The sequence below is a fragment of the Luteimonas sp. YGD11-2 genome, assembly GCF_004118975.1.
Lineage (GTDB): Bacteria > Pseudomonadota > Gammaproteobacteria > Xanthomonadales > Xanthomonadaceae > Luteimonas > Luteimonas muca.
In genome coordinates this window covers 2,891,087-2,913,590 of the sequence record NZ_CP035376.1, presented here as the reverse complement: position 1 = coordinate 2,913,590, position 22,504 = coordinate 2,891,087, and the positions used below count along the sequence as shown (strand labels likewise).

The 22,504-nt window shown below is 71.1% G+C and carries 25 protein-coding genes; 8 read left to right on the top strand and 17 right to left on the bottom strand.

The genetic code is table 11. From position 1 onward, the window contains the following. Positions 1-19: 19 nt before the first annotated feature. Both ERL55_RS13495 and ERL55_RS13490 read left to right on the top strand, forming a co-directional pair. Entirely contained in the window at positions 20-1,432 is a 1,413-nt protein-coding gene (locus ERL55_RS13495; RefSeq protein ID WP_129137359.1) for a UdgX family uracil-DNA binding protein, read from the top strand. Positions 1,433-1,597: 165 nt separating this feature from the next. Continuing rightward, positions 1,598-2,092, top strand: a complete 495-nt coding sequence (locus ERL55_RS13490; protein ID WP_164972207.1) for a PepSY domain-containing protein — start codon at positions 1,598-1,600, stop codon at positions 2,090-2,092. 76 nt (positions 2,093-2,168) lie between these two features. Here the strand turns inward: ERL55_RS13490 and ERL55_RS13485 are convergent, their stop codons facing one another. The 3 genes from ERL55_RS13485 to ERL55_RS13475 all read right to left on the bottom strand — a co-directional run bounded on the left by ERL55_RS13485 (position 2,169) and on the right by ERL55_RS13475 (position 5,303). Then, positions 2,169-2,912 carry a hypothetical protein gene (locus ERL55_RS13485; RefSeq protein WP_129136877.1) on the bottom strand — a complete coding sequence of 248 codons (744 nt, stop codon included), beginning with the start codon at positions 2,910-2,912 and terminating at the stop codon, positions 2,169-2,171. Between the two features lie 154 nt (positions 2,913-3,066). Continuing rightward, complete coding sequence (locus ERL55_RS13480; RefSeq protein ID WP_129136876.1) at positions 3,067-4,386, bottom strand: ferredoxin reductase family protein; 1,320 nt, start codon at positions 4,384-4,386, stop codon at positions 3,067-3,069. Further along, a complete protein-coding gene (locus ERL55_RS13475; RefSeq protein ID WP_241685780.1) occupies positions 4,383-5,303 on the bottom strand; it encodes a cytochrome c oxidase assembly protein in 921 nt (306 codons plus the stop codon). Before ERL55_RS13475 ends, ERL55_RS13480 begins: the two co-directional genes overlap by 4 nt. 291 nt (positions 5,304-5,594) lie before the next feature. Here ERL55_RS13475 and ERL55_RS13470 point away from each other — a divergent pair, with 291 nt between their 5' ends. After that, positions 5,595-6,059 (top strand): CopD family protein, encoded by a 465-nt coding sequence (locus tag ERL55_RS13470; protein ID WP_129136875.1) that lies wholly within the window; start codon positions 5,595-5,597, stop codon positions 6,057-6,059. A gap of 803 nt (positions 6,060-6,862) precedes the next feature. Here the strand turns inward: ERL55_RS13470 and ERL55_RS15250 are convergent. The 12 genes from ERL55_RS15250 to ERL55_RS13415 all read right to left on the bottom strand — a co-directional run bounded on the left by ERL55_RS15250 (position 6,863) and on the right by ERL55_RS13415 (position 15,229). Beyond that, positions 6,863-6,991 carry a hypothetical protein gene (locus ERL55_RS15250; protein WP_256386128.1) on the bottom strand — a complete coding sequence of 43 codons (129 nt, stop codon included), beginning with the start codon at positions 6,989-6,991 and terminating at the stop codon, positions 6,863-6,865. After that, positions 6,988-7,176, bottom strand: coding sequence for a hypothetical protein (locus ERL55_RS13465; RefSeq protein WP_129136874.1), 189 nt, complete (start codon positions 7,174-7,176; stop codon positions 6,988-6,990). The genes ERL55_RS15250 and ERL55_RS13465 overlap by 4 nt, the downstream gene beginning before the upstream one ends. Before the next feature lie 72 nt (positions 7,177-7,248). Then, positions 7,249-7,779, bottom strand: a complete 531-nt coding sequence (locus ERL55_RS13460; protein WP_129136873.1) for a DUF2231 domain-containing protein — start codon at positions 7,777-7,779, stop codon at positions 7,249-7,251. Then, complete coding sequence (locus tag ERL55_RS13455; RefSeq protein WP_129136872.1) at positions 7,779-8,150, bottom strand: hypothetical protein; 372 nt, start codon at positions 8,148-8,150, stop codon at positions 7,779-7,781. The genes ERL55_RS13460 and ERL55_RS13455 overlap by 1 nt, the downstream gene beginning before the upstream one ends. After that, positions 8,150-10,681 (bottom strand): cytochrome c oxidase subunit I, encoded by a 2,532-nt coding sequence (gene ctaD, locus ERL55_RS13450; protein ID WP_129136871.1) that lies wholly within the window; start codon positions 10,679-10,681, stop codon positions 8,150-8,152. Before ctaD ends, ERL55_RS13455 begins: the two co-directional genes overlap by 1 nt. Then, positions 10,678-11,400: a cytochrome c oxidase subunit II gene (coxB, locus tag ERL55_RS13445; RefSeq protein ID WP_129136870.1), complete on the bottom strand. Its 723-nt coding sequence runs from the start codon at positions 11,398-11,400 to the stop codon at positions 10,678-10,680. The genes ctaD and coxB overlap by 4 nt, the downstream gene beginning before the upstream one ends. Positions 11,401-11,711: 311 nt before the next feature. After that, complete coding sequence (locus ERL55_RS13440; RefSeq protein ID WP_241685779.1) at positions 11,712-12,212, bottom strand: BON domain-containing protein; 501 nt, start codon at positions 12,210-12,212, stop codon at positions 11,712-11,714. Between the two features lie 146 nt (positions 12,213-12,358). Continuing rightward, positions 12,359-12,745 carry a DUF3037 domain-containing protein gene (locus ERL55_RS13435; protein WP_129136869.1) on the bottom strand — a complete coding sequence of 129 codons (387 nt, stop codon included), beginning with the start codon at positions 12,743-12,745 and terminating at the stop codon, positions 12,359-12,361. Continuing rightward, positions 12,732-13,505 carry a HipA family kinase gene (locus ERL55_RS13430; protein ID WP_129136868.1) on the bottom strand — a complete coding sequence of 258 codons (774 nt, stop codon included), beginning with the start codon at positions 13,503-13,505 and terminating at the stop codon, positions 12,732-12,734. Before ERL55_RS13430 ends, ERL55_RS13435 begins: the two co-directional genes overlap by 14 nt. Positions 13,506-13,555: 50 nt before the next feature. Next, a complete protein-coding gene (locus ERL55_RS13425) occupies positions 13,556-13,840 on the bottom strand; it encodes a DUF4031 domain-containing protein (RefSeq protein WP_129136867.1) in 285 nt (94 codons plus the stop codon). Between the two features lie 7 nt (positions 13,841-13,847). Then, on the bottom strand, positions 13,848-14,420 hold the full coding sequence (locus ERL55_RS13420; protein ID WP_129136866.1) for a DUF3016 domain-containing protein: 573 nt from the start codon (positions 14,418-14,420) through the stop codon (positions 13,848-13,850). Between the two features lie 107 nt (positions 14,421-14,527). Next, a complete protein-coding gene (locus tag ERL55_RS13415; RefSeq protein ID WP_129136865.1) occupies positions 14,528-15,229 on the bottom strand; it encodes an arylesterase in 702 nt (233 codons plus the stop codon). Positions 15,230-15,415: 186 nt separating this feature from the next. Between ERL55_RS13415 and ERL55_RS13410 the strand changes: the two genes are divergently transcribed. Both ERL55_RS13410 and ERL55_RS13405 read left to right on the top strand, forming a co-directional pair. Then, positions 15,416-16,129, top strand: coding sequence for an ABC transporter ATP-binding protein (locus ERL55_RS13410; protein ID WP_129136864.1), 714 nt, complete (start codon positions 15,416-15,418; stop codon positions 16,127-16,129). Beyond that, the gene (locus ERL55_RS13405; RefSeq protein WP_129136863.1) at positions 16,126-18,624 is read left to right on the top strand and encodes an FtsX-like permease family protein; all 2,499 of its coding nucleotides are present in this window, start codon (positions 16,126-16,128) and stop codon (positions 18,622-18,624) included. The genes ERL55_RS13410 and ERL55_RS13405 overlap by 4 nt, the downstream gene beginning before the upstream one ends. 76 nt (positions 18,625-18,700) lie before the next feature. Here ERL55_RS13405 and ERL55_RS13400 read toward each other — a convergent pair whose 3' ends face one another. Continuing rightward, positions 18,701-18,961 (bottom strand): hypothetical protein, encoded by a 261-nt coding sequence (locus ERL55_RS13400; protein ID WP_129136862.1) that lies wholly within the window; start codon positions 18,959-18,961, stop codon positions 18,701-18,703. Between the two features lie 173 nt (positions 18,962-19,134). Between ERL55_RS13400 and ERL55_RS13395 the strand changes: the two genes are divergently transcribed. From ERL55_RS13395 to ERL55_RS13385, 3 genes are read left to right on the top strand one after another with little or no spacing between them, the layout of a single operon-like run. Further along, positions 19,135-20,133, top strand: coding sequence for a class I SAM-dependent methyltransferase (locus ERL55_RS13395; protein WP_129137356.1), 999 nt, complete (start codon positions 19,135-19,137; stop codon positions 20,131-20,133). Further along, entirely contained in the window at positions 20,130-20,834 is a 705-nt protein-coding gene (locus tag ERL55_RS13390) for a 16S rRNA pseudouridine(516) synthase (RefSeq protein ID WP_129136861.1), read from the top strand. Before ERL55_RS13395 ends, ERL55_RS13390 begins: the two co-directional genes overlap by 4 nt. Beyond that, positions 20,831-21,541, top strand: a complete 711-nt coding sequence (locus ERL55_RS13385; RefSeq protein WP_129136860.1) for an HAD family phosphatase — start codon at positions 20,831-20,833, stop codon at positions 21,539-21,541. Before ERL55_RS13390 ends, ERL55_RS13385 begins: the two co-directional genes overlap by 4 nt. Before the next feature lie 34 nt (positions 21,542-21,575). Here ERL55_RS13385 and ERL55_RS13380 read toward each other — a convergent pair whose 3' ends face one another. After that, positions 21,576-22,382: an SDR family oxidoreductase gene (locus ERL55_RS13380; RefSeq protein WP_129136859.1), complete on the bottom strand. Its 807-nt coding sequence runs from the start codon at positions 22,380-22,382 to the stop codon at positions 21,576-21,578. Positions 22,383-22,504: the final 122 nt, after the last annotated feature.

The following is a 22,504-nucleotide window of genomic DNA, read 5'->3' as shown; positions in this document are numbered from 1 at the left end:
GGTGCTCGCGGCCGGCGCGGTGCAGGCGGTCGTCGATCCACCCTGGGATGGCGATGCGTGGCGCACGCTGGCGCGCCAGGCGTGGTGCGCCGGCCTCGCTCCGGAAGACCTGGTCTGGGATGGCGACCCGCAGGCGATGCTGGCGGCCGGCCCTGCGCTGCAGGCGCTGCCGGCAACGCGTCCGCCGCCGCGCGTGGCGGCGGACTTTCCCGCGCTGGCCGCAGCGGTCGCCTGCCACACCGACCCGCAGCGTTTCGCCCTGCTGTACCGGCTGCTGTGGCGCATGGCCTCGGGCCAGCCGCGGCTGCTCGAGCGCGCCAGCGATCCGGATGTGCAGCGGGTGCGCATGCTGGAACAGGCGGTGCGCCGCGACAGCCACAAGATGAAGGCGTTCGTGCGCTTCCGCGAGGTGCCGGGGCGCGACAACCACTACATCGCCTGGTTCGAGCCGGCGCATCGCATCCTCGATCGCGTCGCGCCGTTCTTCGCCCGGCGCTTCGCCGGCATGCACTGGGCGATCCTCACCCCGTACCGCAGCGTGGCCTGGGAGGGCGAGGCGCTGGCGTTCGCGGCGGGTGCCACCCGTGGCGACGCGCCGGCCGACGACGCGCAGGAGGCGCTGTGGCGCACCTACTACGCCAGCATCTTCAATCCCGCGCGACTCAACCCGACGATGATGCGGTCGGAAATGCCGCAGAAATACTGGAAACACCTGCCCGAGGCCGCGCTGCTGCCGACGCTGCTGCGCGAGGCCGGGCCGCGCGTGCAGGCAATGGCCGAACGCGCGCCGGAGCCGCCGCGGCGGCGCATCCCCGCGCCTGCGCCGGAACCGTTGCAGGTGATCGAGGGCCTCGACGCCCTGCGTGACGCCGCCGCCGCATGCCGGCGCTGTCCGCTGTGGGAGCCGGCCACGCGCACGGTGTTCGGCGAGGGGCCGCACGACGCACGGGTGGTGGTGGTCGGCGAGCAGCCCGGCGACGAGGAGGACCTCAGCGGGCGCCCGTTCGTCGGCCCCGCCGGGCGCCTGCTTGACCGCGCGCTGGGCGAGCTCGGCATCGATCGCTCGCGGTTGTGGCTGACCAATGCGGTCAAGCATTTCCGCTTCGAGCCGCGCGGCAAGCGTCGCCTGCATCGCAATCCCGATGTCGCGCACGTGCGTGCGTGCCGGCCGTGGCTGCAGCAGGAGCTGGCGGCGCTGCAGCCGGACATCGTCGTCTGCCTGGGCGCCACCGCGGCGCAGGCGGTGTTCGGCAGCGGCTTCCGGCTGATGGAAGCGCGCGGACGCTGGCTTCCACTCGAGGCCGCGCGCGGGCTCGCGACCGTGCACCCCGCCTGGGTGCTGCGCCAGCCGGACCCGGGCGCACGCGAGGCCGCGTATGCCGGCTTCGTCGACGACCTGCGCCTGCTGGTGGGGGTTGGCGCCACGCCGTAGTGGCGCCGGCGGCCGTGCTTTGCCACCCGTGCTGGCGCGATTGCCGGCGTCCCAGGCAGCCGCCGTACGGCCGGGATGCCCTCGCGGGCATCGCAGCGTGCGGCTTCACCGTGGATTGCCGGGGGCGGGAGGACACTCCGGTCACCCCACCCAGGAGCGACTTCGATGAAGCAACGTCATGTCCCCCACGTCCGCGTCGCGCTGCTGGCGCTGGCGCTGTCGGCCGCCGGCACCGCCGTCGCCCAGCAGACCGGCAATGCCGGCGCCATGCAGGCCGATACCAGCCATCACGGTGCCCACCAGGCCACGATGACCGAGGCGCAGGTGCGCGCCGCGCTCGAGGGCGAGGGCTTCCGCAACGTGCGCGACCTCGAGTTCGAACACGGCCTGTGGAGCGCGGATGTCGACAGCGCCGACGGCAACAAGATCGACGTCTACCTCGATCCGGCCAGCGGCGAGGTCTTCCCCGACAACGCCACCGCGCGGATCTCCGAGAACGAAGTGCGCGCCCGGCTCACCGCGGGCGGCTACCAGCACATCGACGACGTGGAGTTCGATGACGGCATCTGGAAGGCCGAGGCACGCAATGCGCAGGGGCAGAAGCTGAACCTGCGTATCGCGCCCACCGACGGACGCGTGCTGCACGAACGCATCGACTGACGCCTCACCGGGTCGATGGTGGAAATGCCCGGCCAGCGCCGGGCATTTCCGTATGCGCGATCCGGGGGCGGGCCGGTCAGCGCGCGAAGCCGCGATTGCGACCCCGTCCGCGCATGCGCAGCCATACCGTCTGCACCACCAGCGCGATCGCCAGCGCCAGCGCGGCCCAGCCTGCGGTGGGTGCGTCATCGCCACGGGCCAGCGCCACGGTCACCGCGACGAAGCCCCAGGCCGCCGCCAGTGCGTAACTGAAGGCGCCGCGCAACGCCGCATTCGCGGCGAAGGCCAGCCCGGCCGCCGCCGCCAGTAGGCCGAAGCTCCAGTCCAGCTGGTTGTCGGCCGGCAGCACGCCTGCACCCAGCAGGGCCTGCCCGAGATTGAGGATCGCCGCGATCGACAGCCAGCCGGCATGCAGCCCGAGCGCGGTGCGCGTCCACAGGTCGGCATTGCCACGGTATGCGGTCCAGGCGGCCCACAGCAGCGTGCCCAGCGCGATGAAGATCAGCAGCACGCACAGCCACAGCCATTCCTGCGAATACACCGGCATCCATACCGCGGTGCAGGCAAAGCCCAGCGCGGTCGCGGGGGCGATCCGCGCCAGCAGCCGGTCGCGCTTGCGCACGCCGGTGGCCTGGCGCAGCGCGTAGACCACGTCGAGCAGGAAGATCAGGCTCCAGATCGAGAATGCATAGCCGGCCGGCTGCACCAGCAGCGGATAACGCGCGGAGATCTCCGCCTGGTCGGGCCCGAAGGTGCCCTGGTTGGAGAACCACGCCACCACCGGCATGGCGATGGCGGCAATCAGCACAAGCAGGCGCATGGAAAGCTCCTCCGGGACAGGCCCCGATCCTCGGCCCCCGTCCGCAACTGCGCGGTGAAGGCGGTCAGCGCAGCCAGGCCACCGCGATTGCAATGGCGACCAGCAGCAGGCTGGCGATGGTGCCTGCGCGGCGGGCATGTCGATGCATCATCGGTCACACCATGTCGAAGCGTTCGGAATAGAGATTCTTCGCCGGGATGCCGCGTTCGAGCAGGACGGGTTCCACCGCGTCGGCCATCGGGGCGGGACCGCACACATAGGCCAGCATCGTGCCGACCTCGGCCGGCAGGTGGCGTTCCAGCATGTCCGCGTCGATGTGGCCGGCCTCGCCGGTCCATCCGTCGGGTGGATCGTCCAGCACGTGGACGACCCGCAGCGGCAGCTCGCGTGCAAGGACATCGAGTTCCTCGCGGGCGATGATGCTGTCGGCATCGCTGTTGGCATAGAACAGCCAGAGGCGGTCCTGGCCACGGCGCGCGCGCGCGGTGCGCAGCATCGACAGGAACGGGGTGATGCCGACGCCGCCGGCCACGAACACCGCACCGTGCGGGGCGAAGCCGGGTTGCCAGGTGAATACCCCGTACGGCCCCTCGATCCAGGCGCGGCTGCCGATCCGGGTGCTGGCGATGCCGCCGGTGAAGTCGCCCGCCGGCTTGATCGTGAACCAGATTTCGGCCTGGTCCGCCGGCGAGGTCATCGAGAACGGATGCTGCTGCATCCGCCATGGCGAATCGCCGAGGGTCACCCAGGCGAACTGGCCGGGCACGAAGGCGAGCCCCGGGTGGCCGTCCGGGCGCAGCCGCAGGGTGGTGGCGGCGCCGGGTTCCGGCGCCACGTCCACGACCGTCCAGGGCCGCCTGCGTCGCTGCCAGGGGCGCCGAAGCCGGGTTTCGACGGTCAGCCACAGCGCACTGCCCACGACCACCACCAGCGCCACCTTCTTCCAGGCCTGCGCGGTGTAGTGGTCCACCAGCAGCACGTGCCCCAGCGCCAGCGCCACCACGCCGAAGGCCAGCACGCCGTGCAGTGCACGCCAGCGCTCGTACGAAAGCCCGAATTGCTGCCGCCACAGCGACGTCGCCAGCAGCAGGCTCACCGCGGCCAGAAGCAACCACAGCGATCCCGCCCGCAGCAGGTCCTCGCGGGGGTCCAGCCAGGCAAGCTGCGATGGATCGGCGGCGAACATCGCCAGCGGATGCACCAGCACCAGCAGCCATGCGGTCTCGCCGGTGCGGCGATGGAACTGCAGCAGGTCGTCCTGCCCCAGTCCGCGCGCGAACCAGCGCTGGCGGCCCGACACCACCGCCTGCATCGCCAGCAGGCCCAGGCCGACGAAGCCGAGCAGTGCGGCGGCTTCCTTCAACCGGGTGCGGGTGGCCGGCAGCTCGCCTGCCAGCGCGATCGCCATCGGCAGCAGCACCAGCGCCATCCACGCCGCGATCCAGCCGGTGAAGCGCAGCCAGCCGAGGTTCACGGCCCGGCGTCCCGGGTCGGGCTGCGTCGCTCGTTGCGTGCAAGCCCCTGCCACAGCAGCCACAGCCCGCCCGCAAGGTAGGGGATGCAGCTCGGCACCCACATCAGGATGCCCGCCAGTTGCTGGTCGGCCAGCGCGGCGAGGCCGATTTCAGGTGCGCGCACGGCATACACCGGGTACAGCGTGCGTGGCGAGAACGCCAGCAGCGCGCCCAGGAAACCCATCTGCATCATCACCGCCAGCAGCGCCACGACCCCGCCGCCGGCGCCGCTGCCGGGGTCACGCAGCCGCCGCCACGCCGCCGCCCAGAACCACATGCCGGCGAGCAGGAAGGACAGATGCATCAGGTGGTGCAGCGGTTCGCTGGCCAGCACCGCCTCGAGCGCACCGGGCAGGTGCCAGGCCCACATCACCGCACTGTGGGCCACCGCGGCCGGCACCAGCCAGGCCGATATCCGCATCAGTGGCGCATGCAGGCCGGCGTGCAGGGCGCTCGACCAGCGTCGCGGCAACGCGTAGGCGACCACCGCGAACGGCTTGCCGGCCAGCAGCAGCGGCGGCACCAGTGCCAGCAGCAGCATGTGCTGGGCCATGTGTGCGGCCAGCGACCAGGCACCGTATGCATCCAGCGGCCAGATCGCCGCCAGCGCCAGCGCCAGCATCCCGGCCCAGAAACCGGCGACGCCGGCAATGCTGACGCCGCGGCCGATGCCGGCCTGCCGCCACAACCCGGCGAGCCCCACCGCGTACAGCACCGCCAGCAGCACGAACGGCACCAGCACCATCGGCGAGAGCGTCCACGCCTGCGCAAGGGTGGGCGGATGGGCGTGGCTGCCATGCGCAAACGCCGCTCCCGGCATCAACAACGCAAGGGCGGCAGTCACCGGAAACGGCACGGCGCGTAGGGGTCGAGGCATGCGCAACACGGTAACAATCCGGTCGGCTTCACCCTGTGCACGGCGCGTACACGTGGCACCGGCGGTGGATGCACTAACGTTCCCGGCCGTGCATGCCGGAAGCGGACCACACCGGCACGCTTCCACTTCCACAACGGTTCCGGCGCAGGACGTCGATCGACTGCAGCCGATGCCCACGGTGGTTCCCGCGCTTTTCACGCGTGCCGGGAAGACTGCCGCCGGCGAAGGCCGGGGCGAGGCGAGGACGGCCCGCATGAAGGTTCCGCCAGTCACGCGCTTTCCGGAGACCCCATGTACTTCTGGCTGAAGTTCTTCCACATCGCCGCGATGGCCATCTGGTTCACCGGGCTGTTCTTCCTGCCGCGCCTGTTCGTGGCGTTCCAGCGCAAGGAGGCCGACGGCGAGGCGGCGTACTTCAACCCCGTCGCCAACGTGCTGTTCTTCCGCATCGCCACGCCGGCGGCGATCGTCACCATCACCCTCGGGCTGGTGCTGATCGCATGGCGCCCGGATGGTGCATGGCTGGTGCTGAAGCTCACGGTGGTCGCGGTGGCGGTGCTGTTCCACCTCTACTTCGGGCTGCTGCTGTACCAGCTCGGCAAGGGCAACGACCGCCACGGCGCATGGTTCTTCCGCACGCTCGGCTGGGTGCCGTTGCTGCTGCTGCTGGCGATCGCCGCGATCACCGGCGCCAAGCCGCGCACCCTCGGCGACCTGCCGCCCCCGCCAATGCATGGAGTCGACCGCGAGGACTGAGCTCCAGGGTGGGCGCGGTCCACCCTGATTGCAGCGAGCCGTGCCCGGTCGCAGGCGTGAAGGACCCGCTTCCACGCTGGACTCCGGGCTCCGCCGATGGAACCCATGCACGGAGGATCGGGGGCTCCGTTGTAGTCCACGCTGCCCGTCGCGCGCACCGGGGGGTGTGCTCCCCCGGCCGGAGTCCGCGTCCGGCTACCACGGCCGGCCGCCGGCCATCCATGGCCGGCTGGGAGCACACCCCCCGGCGCACGCGACGGGCTCCGGCATTCGTCGGTCCGGTACGAAAGTCGACGGCGGTTGGCGCGGTCGTCGCCAGCGGCTGCCACGCTCGTGCGTTCGGCCGTTCCGACAAGGGTGTCGGCCCGAGAGTCGCCGCCACGACGGCCTGACGCTCTTCGCCCTTGACCTTCTTCCCGACGCGACGACAGGTCGGAGCCCGCCGCGGACGCAGGGGGATGTCCAGAGCCGGCCATGGATGGCCGGCGGCCGGATGTGGGAGCAGGACGCGGAGATATCCGGCTGGGCATCCCCCTGTGGCCGTGGCGGGCCGCCCCGGTTCCAGTCGAAACCGACCGCCGGTTCCAGTCGAAACCGACCGCCGGTTCCAGTCGAAACCGACCGCCGGTTCCAGTCGAAACCGACCGCCGGTTCCAGTCGAAACCGACCCCCGGTTCCAGTCGAAAACGCCGCCGGTTCGACCGGAACGCCGCCCGGTCTGGAGAACAATCAGACGCTCATTCCGCCCATCATGGCCGCGCCTGCGCGGGGGCAACGGAAAGGCGCGGGAGGGAGAGCCGTCGTCAATCCGGTCGCCTCTCCAGCTGCACCGCGATCGATTCCAGCGCGGCGGCGATGCGCTGCTGTGCGTGCACCACCCTGTTGCCCAGCACCAGCAGGCAGGCCAGCACCATCAGCAGGATGAGGCTCATCGGCGAGGGTCCTGCAGGGAGGTGGCGATGCGTTCGACGGCCGCGGCCGTGCGCTGCTGTGCCTGCACCAGGCGGACCAGTGCCATCACCACCAGTACGGCCAGGCACAGCGCGCCAAGCACGAGCAGCACCGGCACGAAATTCAGAAGGATGAGCCAGAGACCGGGGCCGGAAGAGACTTCCATGATTGCGATCCATGCAGGTGGGAATGGCGCCGACTATGCCAGCACCGGGGGCGCGCCGGAACGGCCGCCGGGTCACTCCGCCGGCGGCCTGTCGTCGGCCTCGTGCTCGTGTGGATTGCCCTCGCCGTAGACGCCGATGCCATGGCGGAAGCTCAGCGTGCCGCCCAGCCAGCCGGCGATCATCACCAGCAGCAGCAGCACGCCGGACTGCAGCAGGCCCCAGGGCCACACCGCGGCGGCGGGGTCGGGGGCGCGCAGCCACACGCCCAGGCCCGCCATCGCCAGCACCATCACCGCGACGATGAAGTGGTTCCATGCGGAGACGTGCCGGCGCACCACCCGGATCAGGAACATGTCGGCGGTGCCGGCGATGCCCGCGACGATGCCGATCGCAAGGCCCACCGCGTTCAACCAGAACGCGGTCTGCGACCAGAACACGGTGTCGAACCACAGCGACAGCAGGTCCGCCGGGAACACCAGGCTCAGCAGCGCCACCGGATAGACCACCAGCATCGGATGCAGCGGATGCTTGGCGATCGCCACCCGGCTGCGCACCGAGTGGGTGGTGGTGCTGGGCTTGGGTTGTTCGAGGGTCTTGCGCATCAGGCACAGGGGGGCAGCATGAGGACGGGAATTGTCGTGAAGGTGATCGCGATGCTGGCCAGCAGGCCGGAAAGCGCGGTGATCGCCGACGCGAAGCGCTCGCGGCGGGTGGCCACGTCGGGCTGTACGTCGCGACGCGCGTGCCGCCACGCGTGCAGCCCACGCACGCCCAGCCAGACAGTGGCCGCCACCGCCACGATGCCGATCGCGGCGAGGATCCAGGTGGCGATCTCCACACCCGCCACGTCGCGCCGCAACACCTCCTCGGCGCACACCACGCCCTGCAGGCTGTAGACGGTGACGAAATGCACCGCCCACACCGCCCACGGGGCGGCGATGCCGGTCAGCCGGTGCGGCGACAGGGCCTGCATCAGATCACCCTCGGGAACACGTGGATCACCACCCAGGCAACCAGCCCGATGCCCACCGTGTAGCGCCAGAACCCGGCGACCACGCGTGGTTCGAGCGGGCGGGCCGCGGTCACGTAGCCGGCCCGCGCGCGCGCGGCCACGAACACCGACATCAGCACCGCGATCGCCACGTGCAGCATGTGGAAGCCGGCCAGGGTCCACACCACCGAGGCGTAGGCATGCGCCTGCGGCGTACCCACCGGTCCGGCCAGCGCCCAGGATTCGACCACGATGAATCCGGTTCCGAGCGCCGCGGCGGCCAGCATCGCGACCACCACCCGCGCGATGGCGCCGGCTCGCAATGCGCGCCCGGCCCACCAGGTGGCCGCGCCCTGCAACAGCAGCAGCCCGAGGGCGATGAGCGGCAGCGCCAGTCCGCCGAGCGCGATGCCGGCCGGTGGCCAGGCTTCGGTGCCCAGCCACAGGTAGAAGTAGGCGAACACCAGCGACGCGAACAGCGAGCCGTCGATCAGCAGGCTGATCACCAGCGCCCACCAGCCCGGCGCGTTGCGCGCGCTGTACTGGGTCGGCAGCAGGCGGCCGTCGCCGATGTCCACCATGGCCGTGGCGTGGCGGTCCCCCGTCGTCCACAGCCAGCCGGCGAACATGCCCAGCAGCGGCAGCACCAGCAGCGCGGCGCCCCAGTAGACCTTGGCGATGAAACACGCGAGCAGCGCCGCGATGTTGATCGCCGCCAGCAGCGGCCACCAGGTCGAATGCGAGATCCGGATGACCTGCTCGGGCTCCGCGCCCAGCATGCCGGTACCGAGCATCTCGCGCCGGCCGTCGCGCGGGTCGCCGAGCAGGCCCTCCGCACGCGCGGTCTCGTCGATGAGCGCCGGGCGCGACCACACCGGGTAGCGGTCGTCGACCACCGGTATCGAGGCGAAGTTGTACGTCGGCACCGGCCACGCCAGCGCCCACTCCAGGGTGCCCGCTTCCCACGGGTTGCGCTGCGGTGCGCGCCGGCCGAGGCGGAACGACAGCCCGAGGTCGACCAGGATCGCGAGGATGCCGGCTGCGAGCACGAAGCCGGCCGCCGTGGAGATCAGGTTGAGCCACTCGACATTGAGATCGGCGGGGTAGGTGTACACCCGGCGCGGCAGCCCGAGCAGGCCGGTGAGGTGCATCGGCAGGAACGCGAGGTTGAAGCCGATGAAGACCATCCAGAACGCGGTGCGGCCGATGCTCTCCGACGGCATCCGCCCACTGACCATCGGCAACCAGTAGTACAGCCCGGCGAACATCGGGAACATCAGCCCGCCGATCAGCACGTAGTGCAGGTGCGCGACCACGAAGTGGGTGTCGTGCGCCTGCCAGTCGAACGGCACGAACGCGAGCATGACGCCGGTGAGCCCGCCCAGCACGAACACGAAGAAGAACCCGAACAGGTGCAGCATCGGCAGCCGGAACCGTGGCCGCCCCGCCCACAGCGTGGCGATCCACGCGAACACCTGGATGCCCATCGGGATCGCCACCGCCATGCTCGCCGCGCTGAAGAACGCCAGCGCCAGCAACGGGATGCCCACCGTGTACATGTGGTGCACCCACAGCCCGAAGCTCAGGAAGCCGGTGCCGACATAGGCCAGCACGATCCACGTGTAGCCGACCATCGGGCGCCGCGCGAACGTGGCCACCAGCATCGACACCACGCCCGAGGCCGGCAGGAAGATGATGTAGACCTCGGGGTGGCCGAACAGCCAGAACAGGTGCTGCCACAGCAGCGGGTCGCCGCCGCGTGGCACGTCGAAGAAGGCGAAGTCGAACGCGCGCTGGATCTCCAGCAGGATGCTGGCCAGGATCAGTGGCGGGAAGCCGAACGCGATCATGAAGGCCATCACCAGGATCGCCCAGCAGAACAGCGGGATGCGCTGCAGTCCCATGCCCGGTGCGCGGGTGATGAGGATGGCGACGATCAGCTCCACCGCGGCGGTGACCGCGGCGATCTCGGCGAACGTCACCCCGATCAGCCAGAAATCCGCACCCAGGCCCGGCGAGTAGGTGCTGTCGGTCAACGGCACGTACATGAACCAGCCGCCGTCGGGCGCGGCACCGAACAGGAAGCTGGAGTAGAGGAACAGGCCGCCGAACAGGTAGCACCACCAGCCGAACGCCGACATGCGCGGGAACGGCAGGTCGCGCGTGCCCAGCATCTTCGGCACCAGGTACATCGCGAAGCCTTCCATGATCGGCACCGCGAACAGGAACATCATCGTGGTGCCGTGCATGGTCACGAACTGCGCGTAACGCTGCGGGTCCAGCACCTCCATGCCGAACCAGGCCAGCTGCAGGCGGATGAACATCGACAGCATGCCGCCGACCAGCATGAAGGCCAGCCCGGCGACGATGAAACGCAGACCGATGGTGGTGTGGTTGACCACGGTCAGCTGGCCGCGCCAGCTGCGTTCCGAGTCCCAGATGCGCGACAGCAGGTCGAGCCGACGGCGGTTCTCGGCCTCGTCGATGCGCCCCGGGCCGTGCGCCGTGGTCATCGCAGGCCTCCCGCGGTCATGCCACCGCTGTCGCGCCACGCGCGCCACGCATCGGGCTCCATCACCTCGACGGCGAAGATCATGTGGGTGTGCTCGAGACCGCAGAACTCCGCGCACTGGCCGCGCAGCGGGCGACCGCCGTCGTCGTCCACGCGCAGGCGCAGGGTGTTGATCCGTCCGGGCACGGCGTCGCGCTTGCCCCCCAGCCGCGGGATCCAGAAGCTGTGGATCACGTCCTCGCTGGTGATGTTGAATTCCACCATCTCCCCGCGCGGCAGGTGCAGGACCACGTCGCTGGTGGCACGCACGCGGCCCTCGTCGTCGCGGTAGCGGAACTCCCACTCCCATTGCCGGCCGATCACATCGATCACGTGCCGGGGTGTCTCGTCCAGCCCGGTGACGCGGCCGCTGGTGGCGGTGCCCCAGACGAGGAGGCCGGTCAGCACCATGAGCGGCATCAGCAGCCCGCCGGCCACGATCAGGTGGGTGGGCCGACCCAGCGCACGCGTGTTGCGGCCGCGGAACAGCGCCCAGCACACCAGCACCATCACCAGCAGCCAGATCGCCGAGAACAGCCCGAACATCACCCACCAGGTCAGCGCGATGCCCTCGGCGGCGGGGCCAGCAGGGTCGAGCGTCGACTGTGGCCCCTGCACGCATGCGGCCAGCAGCGCGAGCGTCGCGCACGCAATCAGGAAGGAGCGGTGGTGTCGCCGCATCGTGGTCGGGTCGTCCTCGTGCTGTCCCCGCGCCAACTGCAGGCGCCGTCACACGCTAGCGACGCCGATGGGCAGGGCGCGTGAACGTGGCATGCAGCCTGGCTGCGAAAAGGCCCGCGCTGACTGCTGCGCATGCGCTGGGCGCGGCCTCCGCGTCGCCGGCCGGGCGCGCCGCCGGTGCCCGGCGGTGGGTGCTCCGGGTCGCAGGTCCGATTCCCGACGACCAGGACCCGAACAGCAGCGCGGCGCCCTTGGGGGCGCCGCGCCGGGTACTGCTCCACAGCGCCCGTCGGGCGCGGTGATGTGCGCGATCAGTTGTCGCCGGTGGTGTCACGCGTGGCGGCGTTGTTGCCGTCGCGCGTGTTGCCGTGGCCGGTGTGGCCGGTGGTGTTGCCACGGTCGCCGGCGCGGTCACTGGTGGTGTTGGCGCGGTCGCCGGTGGTATTGCCGTGATTGCCGGCGGCGCTGCCGACGGTGAGGCCGGAATCATCCACGCGTGCGACGCCCTCGATGTCCTGTGCAATCTGCCGGGCACGATCGGCCTGGGCCTGGCTGTCGACATTGCCGGACAGGCCGACGACGCCATTGTTGGTGACCACGCGGATATCCATGCCGGCGACATCGCTGTCGGCCAGCAGGCTCGACTTGACCTTGGTGGTGATCCAGGTGTCGTTGACCGGCTGGTCGGAGTCGGCCGCGGCCAGGCGGTCGGTGTTCTGCGCACGGGTGTCATCGGCCATCACGTTGCCGGCGGCGAACACCAGGCCGGCGGAAAGGGCCAGGGCGAGTGCGGTCTTCGGAGTGCGGTTCATGGCGGTTTCCTTGTGCTGCGAATGTGTGCAGCCAGTCTTTCCCTCCCGCCGTTCAAGGCACGTGACCGCACGGCGCGCAGCATGAACGGTAAACGCTTCCGGCCTTCACGCTTCCGAACGCGGGATGAGCACGGCCCGTGGAACCGTCAGGTCCGGACCATCCGCTGCAGCAGGCGTTCCATCGTGGCGTCGAGGTCGGCGCAGCGGCCCATGTGCACGGGCGAGGTCTGGATGACCGCACTGCGTTGTGCGGTCAGCCAGTGGAAGCGCGCGCGCAGTGGCAGCAGGCCGATCGGGCCGGCGTCGGCGCCGCCGATGCAGATCCGCGGGATCGCCGAAAGCGCGTGCTCCACCGCCTCCACGTCGACGTCCGGCCACAGCGCGCGCAGGCGGCCGTGGTCGAGCTCGATGCGCGCCTGCAGCCAGCCGCGGCGCTCGCACGACATCACGAGCCCGGCGTTGATGAACTCCCCGCGCTCCACGCGCGGGACCACGCGTACGACCGCGTAGTCGTAGGTCTCAGGCGCGTGCACGGCGCGCCTCCGCGACGAAGGCCGCACGTCCGTCGAGGCGCCGGCACAGCCACTCCACATAGGCGTCGCGCTGCGCCGCCGGGGCGCCGAAGGCATCCGGGCCCTGCAGCCAGGCGTCGGGCAGGTCATCGACGATCGCCCGCAGCGTGGCGCGGTCCAGGCGCGCGGAGAGTTCGGCGTCAGCGCCGTCGAGGTCATCGGCCCACGGCAGCAGCACGTGGTCGCGCACCAGCGGGAACGCGCCGGTGGCCGCTGCCGCGTCGCCGTCCCAGCCATGGTGGAAGTACAGCGAGGCGCCGTGGTCGATCAGGTACAGCCTGCGGTGCCAGAGCATCAGGTTGGGATTGCGTGCGGTGCGGTCGACATTGCTGATGAACGCATCGAACCAGACGATGCGCGAGGCCAGTGCCGGGTCGGGCTGCCAGGCCAGCGGATCGAAGTTGATCGCGCCGGGCAGGTAGTCGAGGGCGAGATTGAGGCCCGCGCTGGCCTGGATCAGGTGCTGGATCTCGGAGTCGCCCTCGGTGCGGGCGAGCACCGGGTCGAGCTCGGCGAACACGAGGTCCGGCATCGGCAGTCCCAGCACCTGCGCCAGCCGCCCGGCGATCCACTCCGCCACCAGCGCCCTGGCACCCTGCCCGGCGCCGCGGAACTTCAGCACGTAGAGGCCGTCATCGTCCGCCTCCACGACGGCGGGCATCGAGCCGCCTTCGCGCAGCGGGGTGACGTAGCGGGTGACGTGGATGGTGCGTGCGGCCATGGCCGGGGCAGCATACCGGCTGGGGACCGCGGCTCGCGGCGGGTCGATGCTCAGGGCGCCTCGCCGCGCCCCTGTGCACGCGCACGAGCGATCACCGCGCGCACCTGTTCGCGGTCGCGATGCCGCGAGATCGCCACCGCCCCCAACGCCAGTGCGCGTTCGCGCAGTTCCGCAGGCACGTCGTAGTGCGCGCCGCTGGTGCGGTTCTGGAAGGCGTGGCGCGGGATGTCCAGCCTGGCCGCGAACGCATGCAGTTCGTCGAGGGTGTCGGCCATCAGGTGCGCCCACCTGCGGCCGCGCCACAGGGTGACCGCATCATCGACATAGACCGCCATCCGCCGCTCAACGCGCTCCGAACTCGCGGCGCACCCAGTCGTCGACCAGCCGCTTCTCGTAATACAGCGCCTCGTTGCCACGCGGCGAGCGCACGCCGGAGGTGAGATACGCAGGATCGCGCAGCACCCGCTCGCCACCCTCGAGTTCGCGGCCCGTCGCATCGGTACGGCGCAGCTGCAGGGTGATCTGCGGCCAGTAGATGTCGCGCATGATCCGCACGTCGTCCATCTGCGGGCCGTGCCAGGGCTCGTACTCGCCGGCGCGGCGGATATCGGTGATGGTGATTTCGGCACGTTCGCCGGGCGGCAGCGCGCGGGCGACCGACTGCTGCAGGTAGGCGGCGAGATCGCGCACCCAGTCGCCACGCCTGGATTCCCAGCGGTTGGAACTGCGACGCAGGTCGGAGAAGCCTGCCGGGTCGTTCCACGACACCGCGACCTGCGAGGTCCCGGGCAGCGAACGCGGGGCATCGGGATCGGTGACGTCGCGCAGCGGGGTGCCGGCACAGGCGGCGAGCAACAGCGCGAAGGCCAGGATGAACGCGGGCTTTGCGGCATGCAGGAAGGCGGGCGGTTTCATCGCGACGCTCCGGCGGGTGGGTGCAGGCAGTGTGCGAGCGGGGCAGGGGCCTTTCAAGCGATCCGGGCGCACTGCCAACGCTTCGCGGCGCGTGGTTGTCGGCGGGTTCATTCGCCGATCGCCGCGTCCGCGCGCCCGATCATCGGAGCAAGCGAGCGCCACACGTGGTCGCGCAGTGCCGGCTGCACCTGCGCGGTGGGATGCAGGTTGTCGGGCTGGAAGCTGGCGCGTTCAAGCGCCACCGGCTCGAGCAGGAATGGCAGCAGTTCCACGTCGAACAGCTTCGCCAGGTCGCGATAGACGGCCTCGAAGCCGCGGGTGTAATCGGCGCCCAGGTTCGGCGGCATGCGCATGCCCACCAGCAGCACCTCGGCGCCGACGAACTGTGATGCGCCGATCATCCGCGCGAGGTTGCGGCGCATCTCGCGCAGCGGCAGTCCGCGCAGTCCGTCATTGGCGCCGAGCGCGATCATCACCACCGCGGGGCGGTGGCGCAGCACCTCGTCGACCACGCGCGCCGAGCCGCCGGCCGAGGTCTCGCCACTGATGCTGGCGTTGACCACGGTCCAGTCCGGATGGCTGTCGCGCAGGCGGTCGGCCAGCAGGCCGACCCACCCTTCGTTCGCCGCCATGCCGTAGCCGGCCGACAGGGAATCGCCCATCACCAGCAGCGTGCGGGTGGGCGGTGGCGGCACGGCCGCGGGTGTGGCCTGGGCGAATCCCTGCACCGGCAGCACGGCCAGCAGCAGCCAGGCGGCCAGCAGCCAGCGGGTAGGCAGGAAGGCGATGGGCGTGAGGCGTCGGGACATCCGGGTCGTTCCATTCAGCTGGGGCCGGCACAGCGTAGTGGCCCTGCCTGCAACCGCGCGTGGACGGCGATGCGGTCCGCTCCATCCCATGTGGCACATGCATGGCCGTGCGCAGCCGCCCGTACACTCGACGCCCCCGCATTTCGTGCCGCGCGCATGCAGCCGCGCCGCATCACAGGATCCCGCATGCCCGATTCGTCGCCTTCCGCCGTCCCGCCGTCCACCACCACCGCCGGTCCGGTCCTGCGCGTGCAGGGCCTGGGCAAACGCGTTGCGCTGGCCTCAGGCGAGCTGGTGATCCTCGACGGCATCGGTTTCGACATCGCCCGCGGCGACAGCGTGGCGGTGGTCGGTGCCTCGGGCTCCGGCAAGAGCACGCTGCTCTCGCTGCTGGCCGGCCTGGACGTACCGTCTTCCGGCACCGTGGAACTCGACGGCACCGTGCTGTCGAGCCTCGACGAGGACGGCCGCGCCCGCGTTCGCGCCGACAAGGTCGGCTTCGTGTTCCAGAACTTCCAGCTGTTGCCCTCGCTGACCGCGCTGGAGAACGTGATGCTGCCGCTGGAGCTGCGTGGCGATGCCGATGCGCGCGGCCCGGCCGAGGCGGAACTCGCCCGCGTCGGGCTGGGCGAGCGCCTGCAGCACTATCCGCGGCAGCTGTCGGGTGGCGAACAGCAGCGCGTGGCGCTGGCGCGCGCCTTCGTGACCCGGCCGTCGCTGCTGTTCGCCGACGAGCCCACCGGCAACCTGGATACGCGCACCGGCCAGGCGGTGATCGACCTGCTGTTCGCGATGAACCAGGACGCCGGTACCACGCTGGTGCTGGTCACGCACGATGACCATCTCGCCAGCCGCTGCGCGCGGGTGCTGCGCATCGACAGCGGGCGGCTGGTGGCATGAGGACCGCACGGCTGGCGTGGACCCAGTTCACCCGCGACCTTGCCGCCGGCGAGGTGCGCATCATGCTCGCCGCGCTGGTGCTGGCGGTGCTGGCGGTGACCGCGGTCGGCTTCGTCACCGACCGCGCCGAGCGCGCGCTGGCGCAACAGGCCAACCGCCTGCTTGGCGGCGACGCCATCCTGCGTTCCGATGCACCGATCGACGACAGCGTGCGCGAGGCCGCGCGCGCCGCCGGCCTGCAGCAGACCGAGACCGTCGCGCTCGACAGCATGATCCGCGTCGGCGACGACCTGCGGCTGGGTGACCTCAGCGCGCTCGGGGACGGGTATCCGCTGCGGGGCGCATTCCGGCTGGTGGATGCGGCAGGCGGCGCCGAGCGCAATGCCACCGGGATCCCGGAGCCCGGCAGCGTGTGGCTGAGTCGCGCCGGAGCCGACACCCTGGATGCGCGGGTCGGCGACACGGTCACCCTGGGAGAGGCGCAGTTCCGCCTGGCGGCACTGGTGGCGCAGGAACCGGACGCATCGATCGACTATTTCAACGTCGCCCCGAAGGTGTTCCTCAACCTTGCCGACCTGCCCGCCACGGGCCTGGTGCAGGAAGGCAGCCGCATCCGCTACCGCCTCGTGGTCGCCGGCGACAGCGCCGCGGTGGAAGGTTTCGCCAGCGCGATGCGCGACAACCTCGGCCGCGGCCAGCGGCTGGAGACCATCCAGGACGCGCGCCCGGAAGTGCGTTCCGGCCTCGACCGTGCCGGGCGCTTTCTCGGCCTCGCCGCGCTGGTGTCGGTGGTGCTGGCGGCGGTGGCGGTGGCGATGGCCGCACGTCGCCACAGCGAGCGCCACCTCTCGGGTGCGGCGGTGATGCGCTGCCTCGGTGCCAGCCAGCGCACCCTGGTCGGCATCCATGTCGGCGAGCTGGTGCTGCTGGGCGTGCTCGCCAGCGCCATTGGCATCGCGCTGGCGTTCGCGCTGCAGTGGCTGGTGGGCGGCTGGATCGCGCGTGAGCTCGAACTCGATCTGCCCGCGGCCAGCCTGCTGCCGGCGCTGCAGGGCCTGGGCGTGGGCCTGGTGGTGCTGCTGGCCTTCGGTGCGCCGCCGGTGCTCGCGCTGCGCCGGGTGCCTGCCCTGCGGGTGATCCGCCGCGACCTCGACCCGGTGGAACCCGCGGCGCTGGTGGTCGCGCTTGCCGGGTTCGGCGGCCTTGGCGCGATCTTGTGGTGGAAGGCGGGTTCGGCGGATCTCGCCGCGGCGATGCTGGCCGGCATCGTCGCCACGCTGGCGGTGCTGGCGCTGCTGGCATGGGTGCTGATCCTCGCCGTGCGCCGCCTGCGCGGACGCCTGCGTGGCGGGCTGCGCTACGGGCTGGCCAATGTCAGCCGCCGCGCCGGCACCAGCATCGCGCAGGTGTCGGCGCTCGGCCTCGGGCTGATGGCGCTGCTGCTGCTGACCTTCGTGCGCACCGATCTGCTCGACCGCTGGCAGCTGCAACTGGCCGAAACCGCGCCCAACCGCTTCATCGTCAACGTGCAGCCGCCGCAGCTCGACCCGGTACGCACGTTCATGGCCGAGCGCGGGCTGGATGCGCCCGAACTGTTCCCGATGGTCCGCGCGCGCTTCGTGGCCCGCAACGGCGAAGCGGTCACGCCCGAAACCTACGCCGACGAGGACGGCCAGACCCGGCGGCGCGCAGAACGCGAGTTCAACCTGTCGATGGCGGCCGCACTGCGCGACGACAACCGCGTGGTCGAGGGCCGCATCTGGGCGCCTGACGCCGCGGCGCCCGAGTTCTCGGTGGAGGAGAACTTCGCCCGCCAGCTCGGCTGGGAGGTCGGCGACCGCATCACCTTCGATATCGCCGGGCGCACCGTGGAGGCGCCGGTCACCAGCCTGCGCAAGGTCGACTGGGAGAGCTTCCGGCCGAACTTCTTCGTGCTCGCATCGCCGGGTACGCTCGATGGCTTCCCCGCCAGCCATATCACCGCGGTCAACGTGCCGGCGGACGATCTGCGCTTCACCGCCGAGCTGGTCGGCGCCTTCCCCAACCTGTCGGTGATCGACATCGACGCGGTGCTTGCACAGGTGCGCACCACCGCCGACCAGGTCTCGGTGGTGGTGCAGGCGGTGTTCTGGTTCTCGATGGTCGCCGGCGTCCTGGTGCTGCTGGCGGCGGTCAGCGCCAGCCAGGACGAGCGCCTGCTCGAAGGCGGGGTGATGCGTGTGCTCGGCGCCAGCCGCCGCCAGTTGCGCTCGGCACAGGCCTCGGAGTTCGCCGCGATCGGTTTGCTGTCGGGGCTGGTGGCGGCGATCGCGGCCTCGGTGCTGTCGGGCGTGGTCGCCACCCGCGTGTTCGACCTCGCGTGGGAGCCGAACTGGGCGATGGCCGCGGTCGGCGGCGCACTCGGCATGGTGGTGACGCTGGTGGCCGGGCTCATCGCCACCCGGCGGGTGGTCGACGTGCCCCCTGCGCTGACGCTGCGCGAACTGCAGGGTTGAGCGCAGCAACGGCGAGCCCGCGCGGATAGGCGAAGCGCATCCTGGTGGATGTGCTGGATACCCCATCCGTGCCGGTTCAGCCCTCCACCGCGGCCTCCTCGGCCTCGAAGCGCCGTGCGTACGCGCGCTCGTCGGCCACGCGCTCGACCTCCTCGTCGGGCAGTTCCTGCGCACCGTAGACCGCGTAGGCGATGATGCCGTCGTGGCGCCCGATGCGGCGCAGGCGGTAACGCTGGGTACCGGTGCCGGTGTCCGGCGGATAGTGGGTCGGCGGGGAGTCGGACTCGATGTCGACCTCGCTGTTGTCGATGGTGCCGCCGACGAAAAGAGCGCGCATATGCAGTCTCCGTGTTGGATGGCTGCAGGGTGCCGGCGCTGGCGTTGCCGAACGATGAAAACGGCGCGCAGGCCGCGTTGCGGTGCGGGTGCCGTCACACCGGCGCGTAGAATGTGCGGCCTCTTCCGCCTGCCGGTGCCCGCGTGGCCAGTGATTCCGCCCTCGATGCGCTGATGTTGCCGTTCGCCGAAGGACGCATCGCGCGCGTGCCCGGCGCGCTGTTCCTGCAGGCGCGCGCGGGGGTGGCGCTGCATGCATCGCAGTGGCCCGGGCTGGCCTGCGTGCAGGCGTTCCGGCCACGGGCACAGGCACTCGAGCGTGACGGCTTCGTGGTGTCGCTGGAAGCCGACGCATCGCGTCGCTGGCCGCTGGTGCTGCTGCTGCCGCCGCGCCAGCGCGACGAGGCGCGCGCGCTGTACGCGCAGGCATTGGCGCTGGCCGAGGATGGCGCCACGGTGGTGGTGAGCGTGGCCAACGACGAGGGCGCGAAGTCGGCCGAAGCCGATTTCGCGCGCGTCGCCGGCCCGGTCGCCTCGCTGTCCAAGCACAAGTGCCGGGTGTTCTGGGCGCGTGCCGGTGCCGGTGGCGATGCCGGACTCGCCGCCCGCTGGCGCCAGGCCGACGCCGTGCGTGAAGTCGCGCCCGGCTGGTGGAGCCGCCCCGGCGTGTTCGCATGGGACCGCATCGATGCCGCCACCGCACTGCTGATCGAACACCTGCCGGCGACGCTTGCCGGCGAGGTCGCCGATCTGGGTGCAGGCAGCGGGGTGATCGCCGATGCGCTGTTGCGCAACTGCCCCGCGGTGCGCGCGGTCGATCTGTACGAGGCGGACGCGCGCGCGCTGGCACTGGCCGAACGCAATCTCGCGCCGCATGCGCAACGCGCCGCCCTGGGCTTCCACTGGCACGACGTGACCACCGGCCTGCCGCGGCGTTACGACGTCATCGTCAGCAATCCGCCGTTCCATGCCCAGCAGCGGCAGCCGCGACCGGAACTCGGCCAGGCGTTCATCCGCGCCGCGGCCCAGGCGCTGCGCCCGCGTGGCGAGCTGTGGCTGGTCGCCAACCGGCAGCTGCCGTACGAAGAGGTGTTGGCGGATGCCTTCACCGATATACGCAGCGTCGCCGGACGCGGCGCGTTCAAGGTGATCACCGCGAGGCGTCGCGCATGAAGCTGCTGCGCCTGCTTGCCAACCTCGGTTACGGCAGCCGCAAGCAGGCGATGCTGCTGTGCCGCCAGGGCCGGGTGACCGATGCCGCCGGCGAGGTGCTGTATGCCGACGACGTCGTCGATCCGGCCGGCGTGCTGGTCGATGGCGAGCCGCTGGACCCGCCGCAGGGCCTGGCGCTGATGCTGCACAAGCCGGTCGGCTACACCTGTTCGACAAAGGACCCCGGGCGGGTGATCTACGACCTGCTGCCGCCACGCTTCCGCCTGCGCAACCCGGTGCTGTCTCCGGTCGGCAGGCTCGATCGCGAGACCTCCGGGCTGCTGCTGATGACCGATGACGGCGCGCTGCTGCACCGGATCATCTCGCCGAAGTCGGCGTTGCCAAAGGTCTATGTCGCCACGCTCGACGCGGACCTGCGTGGCGACGAAGTGGAGCGCTTCGCCAGCGGCACGCTGCTGCTCGAATCCGACGACAAGCCGCTGCTGCCCGCGGAGCTGGAGGTGCTCGCGCCGCGTCAGGCGCGGCTGGTGCTGCACGAAGGCCGCTACCACCAGGTGCGGCGGATGTTCGCCGCGGTCGGCAACCATGTGGTCGCGCTGCACCGCGAGCGCGTCGGCGGCCTGGCGCTGGACGGCCTCGAGGAAGGCCACTGGCGCGCACTCACGTCCGACGACATCCAGGCCTTGTTCGCGTCGCGATGAGCACGGTGGCGCCCCTGCCGTGCCTGCCGGCGGCGGTGATCTTCGACATGGACGGCCTGATGCTCGACAGCGAGCGTGCAATCATCGATGCGCTGCGCCAGGCCGCGCACGAGCACGGTGCGCGCATCGACCCTGACTGGTGGCTGGGCCTGATCGGTCATTCCGACGAGGTCTGCCGGCAACGCCTCGGGGCGCTCATCGGTGAGGAGGCCGCGAGCGCTGTGCTGGCACGCGGGCATGCGCTGTATATCGCGGCGGCCGAAGCCGGCATCGCGCACCGGCCGGGCATCGTCACGCTGCTCGAGCTGCTGGCGACGCACGGCATCCCGCGCGCGGTCGCCACGTCGACGCGCCGCCCGCTGGCGCTGCGCAAGCTGGAGGCGGCGGACCTGCTGTGGCGGTTCGACGTGGTGTGCACCAGCAGCGATGTCGCCAGGCCCAAGCCTGCACCCGATGTCTACCTGCTGGCGGCACGACGCATCGGCGTGGATGCTGTGCACTGCCTGGTGCTGGAGGATTCGCCGACCGGCGTGCGCGCCGCGCTGGCGGCCGGGATGACGCCAGTGCAGGTCCCGGACCTGCTGGCGCCGGATGACGGAGTGCGCGCGCTGGGCCATCGCATCGTCGATTCGCTGGCCCATGCGCAGGCTTTGCTGGAGCCGCTGCTGACGACGCGACCGCCGATGCCCACGGCATCACGCACATGACCGCGTGCGGCGCCGGACTTGCGGGACGCAGCGCTCAGATGTACCGCATCTTCCGCGACATGCCGCCGTCGACGATGAATTCCTGTCCGGTGGTGAAGCCCGACAGCGTCGGCGCCAACAGGTACACCGCAAGCGCGGCGATGTCCTCGGGCGTGCCGACCCGGCCGGCCGGATGCTGCGCATGGTCGCCGCGCGAGAGTTTCGGCTTCCGCCGCCGCGACGGGGCCCGCCACGCATCGGTGGCGATCCAGCCGGGACTGATGCAGTTCACCCGCACCTGCGGGCCGGCACTGAGCGCCAGCGCATGGGTGAACGCCACCAGCCCGCCCTTGGCCGCCGCATAGGCCTCGCCATGCGGCTCGGACTGGTGCGCGCGGGTCGAGGCGATATTGACCACCGCGCCGCCACCGTCGCTGCGCGCCAGCGCGGGCAGCGCATGCCGGCTGCACAGGAACGCGCCGTGCAGGCTGGAGAGCCGCCGGTTCCATTCGGCTAAATCGAGTTGCGGCAGTGGCGGCACCACCGGGTCGACGATGCCGGCATTGTTGACCAGCCCGTCGATGCGGCCGAAGCGGGCCAGCGCCGCATCCACGAAACGCTCCACGCTGCGTTCGCGCATCACGTCCACGCGCCGGAACAGCGCGTCATCGCCGGCGTTCCATTCCTCGAGGCACGCACGTCCGGCATCCGCATCGAGGTCCCCGATGGCCACCCGGCCGCCGGCACCAAGCACCGCCTGCGCGATCGCGCGGCCAATGCCCTGCGCACCGCCGGTGACGAGCACGACGCGCCCCTCCAGCGGGTGCGAGGGCCAGGGCTGCAATGCGGGAACGATCGACATGACGATGCTCGCGGGGCGTTGGTCGCCCCAGCTTGGTGCAGTGCGCGCAAAGCGCCCGTGGAGATCGGCCACGCACGCCGCTGCATGCAGCCCGCAGTAAGCGCAACGAACCCCGGAAACGG

Coding starts and splice junctions, on each gene's coding strand:
- ERL55_RS13490 (WP_164972207.1), top strand. CDS start 1,598: ATGAAGCAACGTCATGTCCCCCACGTCCGCGTCGCGCTGCTGGCGCTG.
- ERL55_RS13485 (WP_129136877.1), bottom strand. CDS start 2,912: ATGCGCCTGCTTGTGCTGATTGCCGCCATCGCCATGCCGGTGGTGGCG.
- ERL55_RS13475 (WP_241685780.1), bottom strand. CDS start 5,303: ATGCCTCGACCCCTACGCGCCGTGCCGTTTCCGGTGACTGCCGCCCTT.
- ERL55_RS13470 (WP_129136875.1), top strand. CDS start 5,595: ATGTACTTCTGGCTGAAGTTCTTCCACATCGCCGCGATGGCCATCTGG.
- ERL55_RS15250 (WP_256386128.1), bottom strand. CDS start 6,991: ATGAGCCTCATCCTGCTGATGGTGCTGGCCTGCCTGCTGGTGCTGGGC.
- ERL55_RS13465 (WP_129136874.1), bottom strand. CDS start 7,176: ATGGAAGTCTCTTCCGGCCCCGGTCTCTGGCTCATCCTTCTGAATTTC.
- ERL55_RS13460 (WP_129136873.1), bottom strand. CDS start 7,779: ATGCGCAAGACCCTCGAACAACCCAAGCCCAGCACCACCACCCACTCG.
- ERL55_RS13455 (WP_129136872.1), bottom strand. CDS start 8,150: ATGCAGGCCCTGTCGCCGCACCGGCTGACCGGCATCGCCGCCCCGTGG.
- ctaD (WP_129136871.1), bottom strand. CDS start 10,681: ATGACCACGGCGCACGGCCCGGGGCGCATCGACGAGGCCGAGAACCGC.
- coxB (WP_129136870.1), bottom strand. CDS start 11,400: ATGCGGCGACACCACCGCTCCTTCCTGATTGCGTGCGCGACGCTCGCG.
- ERL55_RS13440 (WP_241685779.1), bottom strand. CDS start 12,212: ATGAACCGCACTCCGAAGACCGCACTCGCCCTGGCCCTTTCCGCCGGC.
- ERL55_RS13430 (WP_129136868.1), bottom strand. CDS start 13,505: ATGGCCGCACGCACCATCCACGTCACCCGCTACGTCACCCCGCTGCGC.
- ERL55_RS13425 (WP_129136867.1), bottom strand. CDS start 13,840: ATGGCGGTCTATGTCGATGATGCGGTCACCCTGTGGCGCGGCCGCAGG.
- ERL55_RS13420 (WP_129136866.1), bottom strand. CDS start 14,420: ATGAAACCGCCCGCCTTCCTGCATGCCGCAAAGCCCGCGTTCATCCTG.
- ERL55_RS13415 (WP_129136865.1), bottom strand. CDS start 15,229: ATGTCCCGACGCCTCACGCCCATCGCCTTCCTGCCTACCCGCTGGCTG.
- ERL55_RS13410 (WP_129136864.1), top strand. CDS start 15,416: ATGCCCGATTCGTCGCCTTCCGCCGTCCCGCCGTCCACCACCACCGCC.
- ERL55_RS13405 (WP_129136863.1), top strand. CDS start 16,126: ATGAGGACCGCACGGCTGGCGTGGACCCAGTTCACCCGCGACCTTGCC.
- ERL55_RS13400 (WP_129136862.1), bottom strand. CDS start 18,961: ATGCGCGCTCTTTTCGTCGGCGGCACCATCGACAACAGCGAGGTCGAC.
- ERL55_RS13395 (WP_129137356.1), top strand. CDS start 19,135: ATGTTGCCGTTCGCCGAAGGACGCATCGCGCGCGTGCCCGGCGCGCTG.
- ERL55_RS13390 (WP_129136861.1), top strand. CDS start 20,130: ATGAAGCTGCTGCGCCTGCTTGCCAACCTCGGTTACGGCAGCCGCAAG.
- ERL55_RS13385 (WP_129136860.1), top strand. CDS start 20,831: ATGAGCACGGTGGCGCCCCTGCCGTGCCTGCCGGCGGCGGTGATCTTC.
- ERL55_RS13380 (WP_129136859.1), bottom strand. CDS start 22,382: ATGTCGATCGTTCCCGCATTGCAGCCCTGGCCCTCGCACCCGCTGGAG.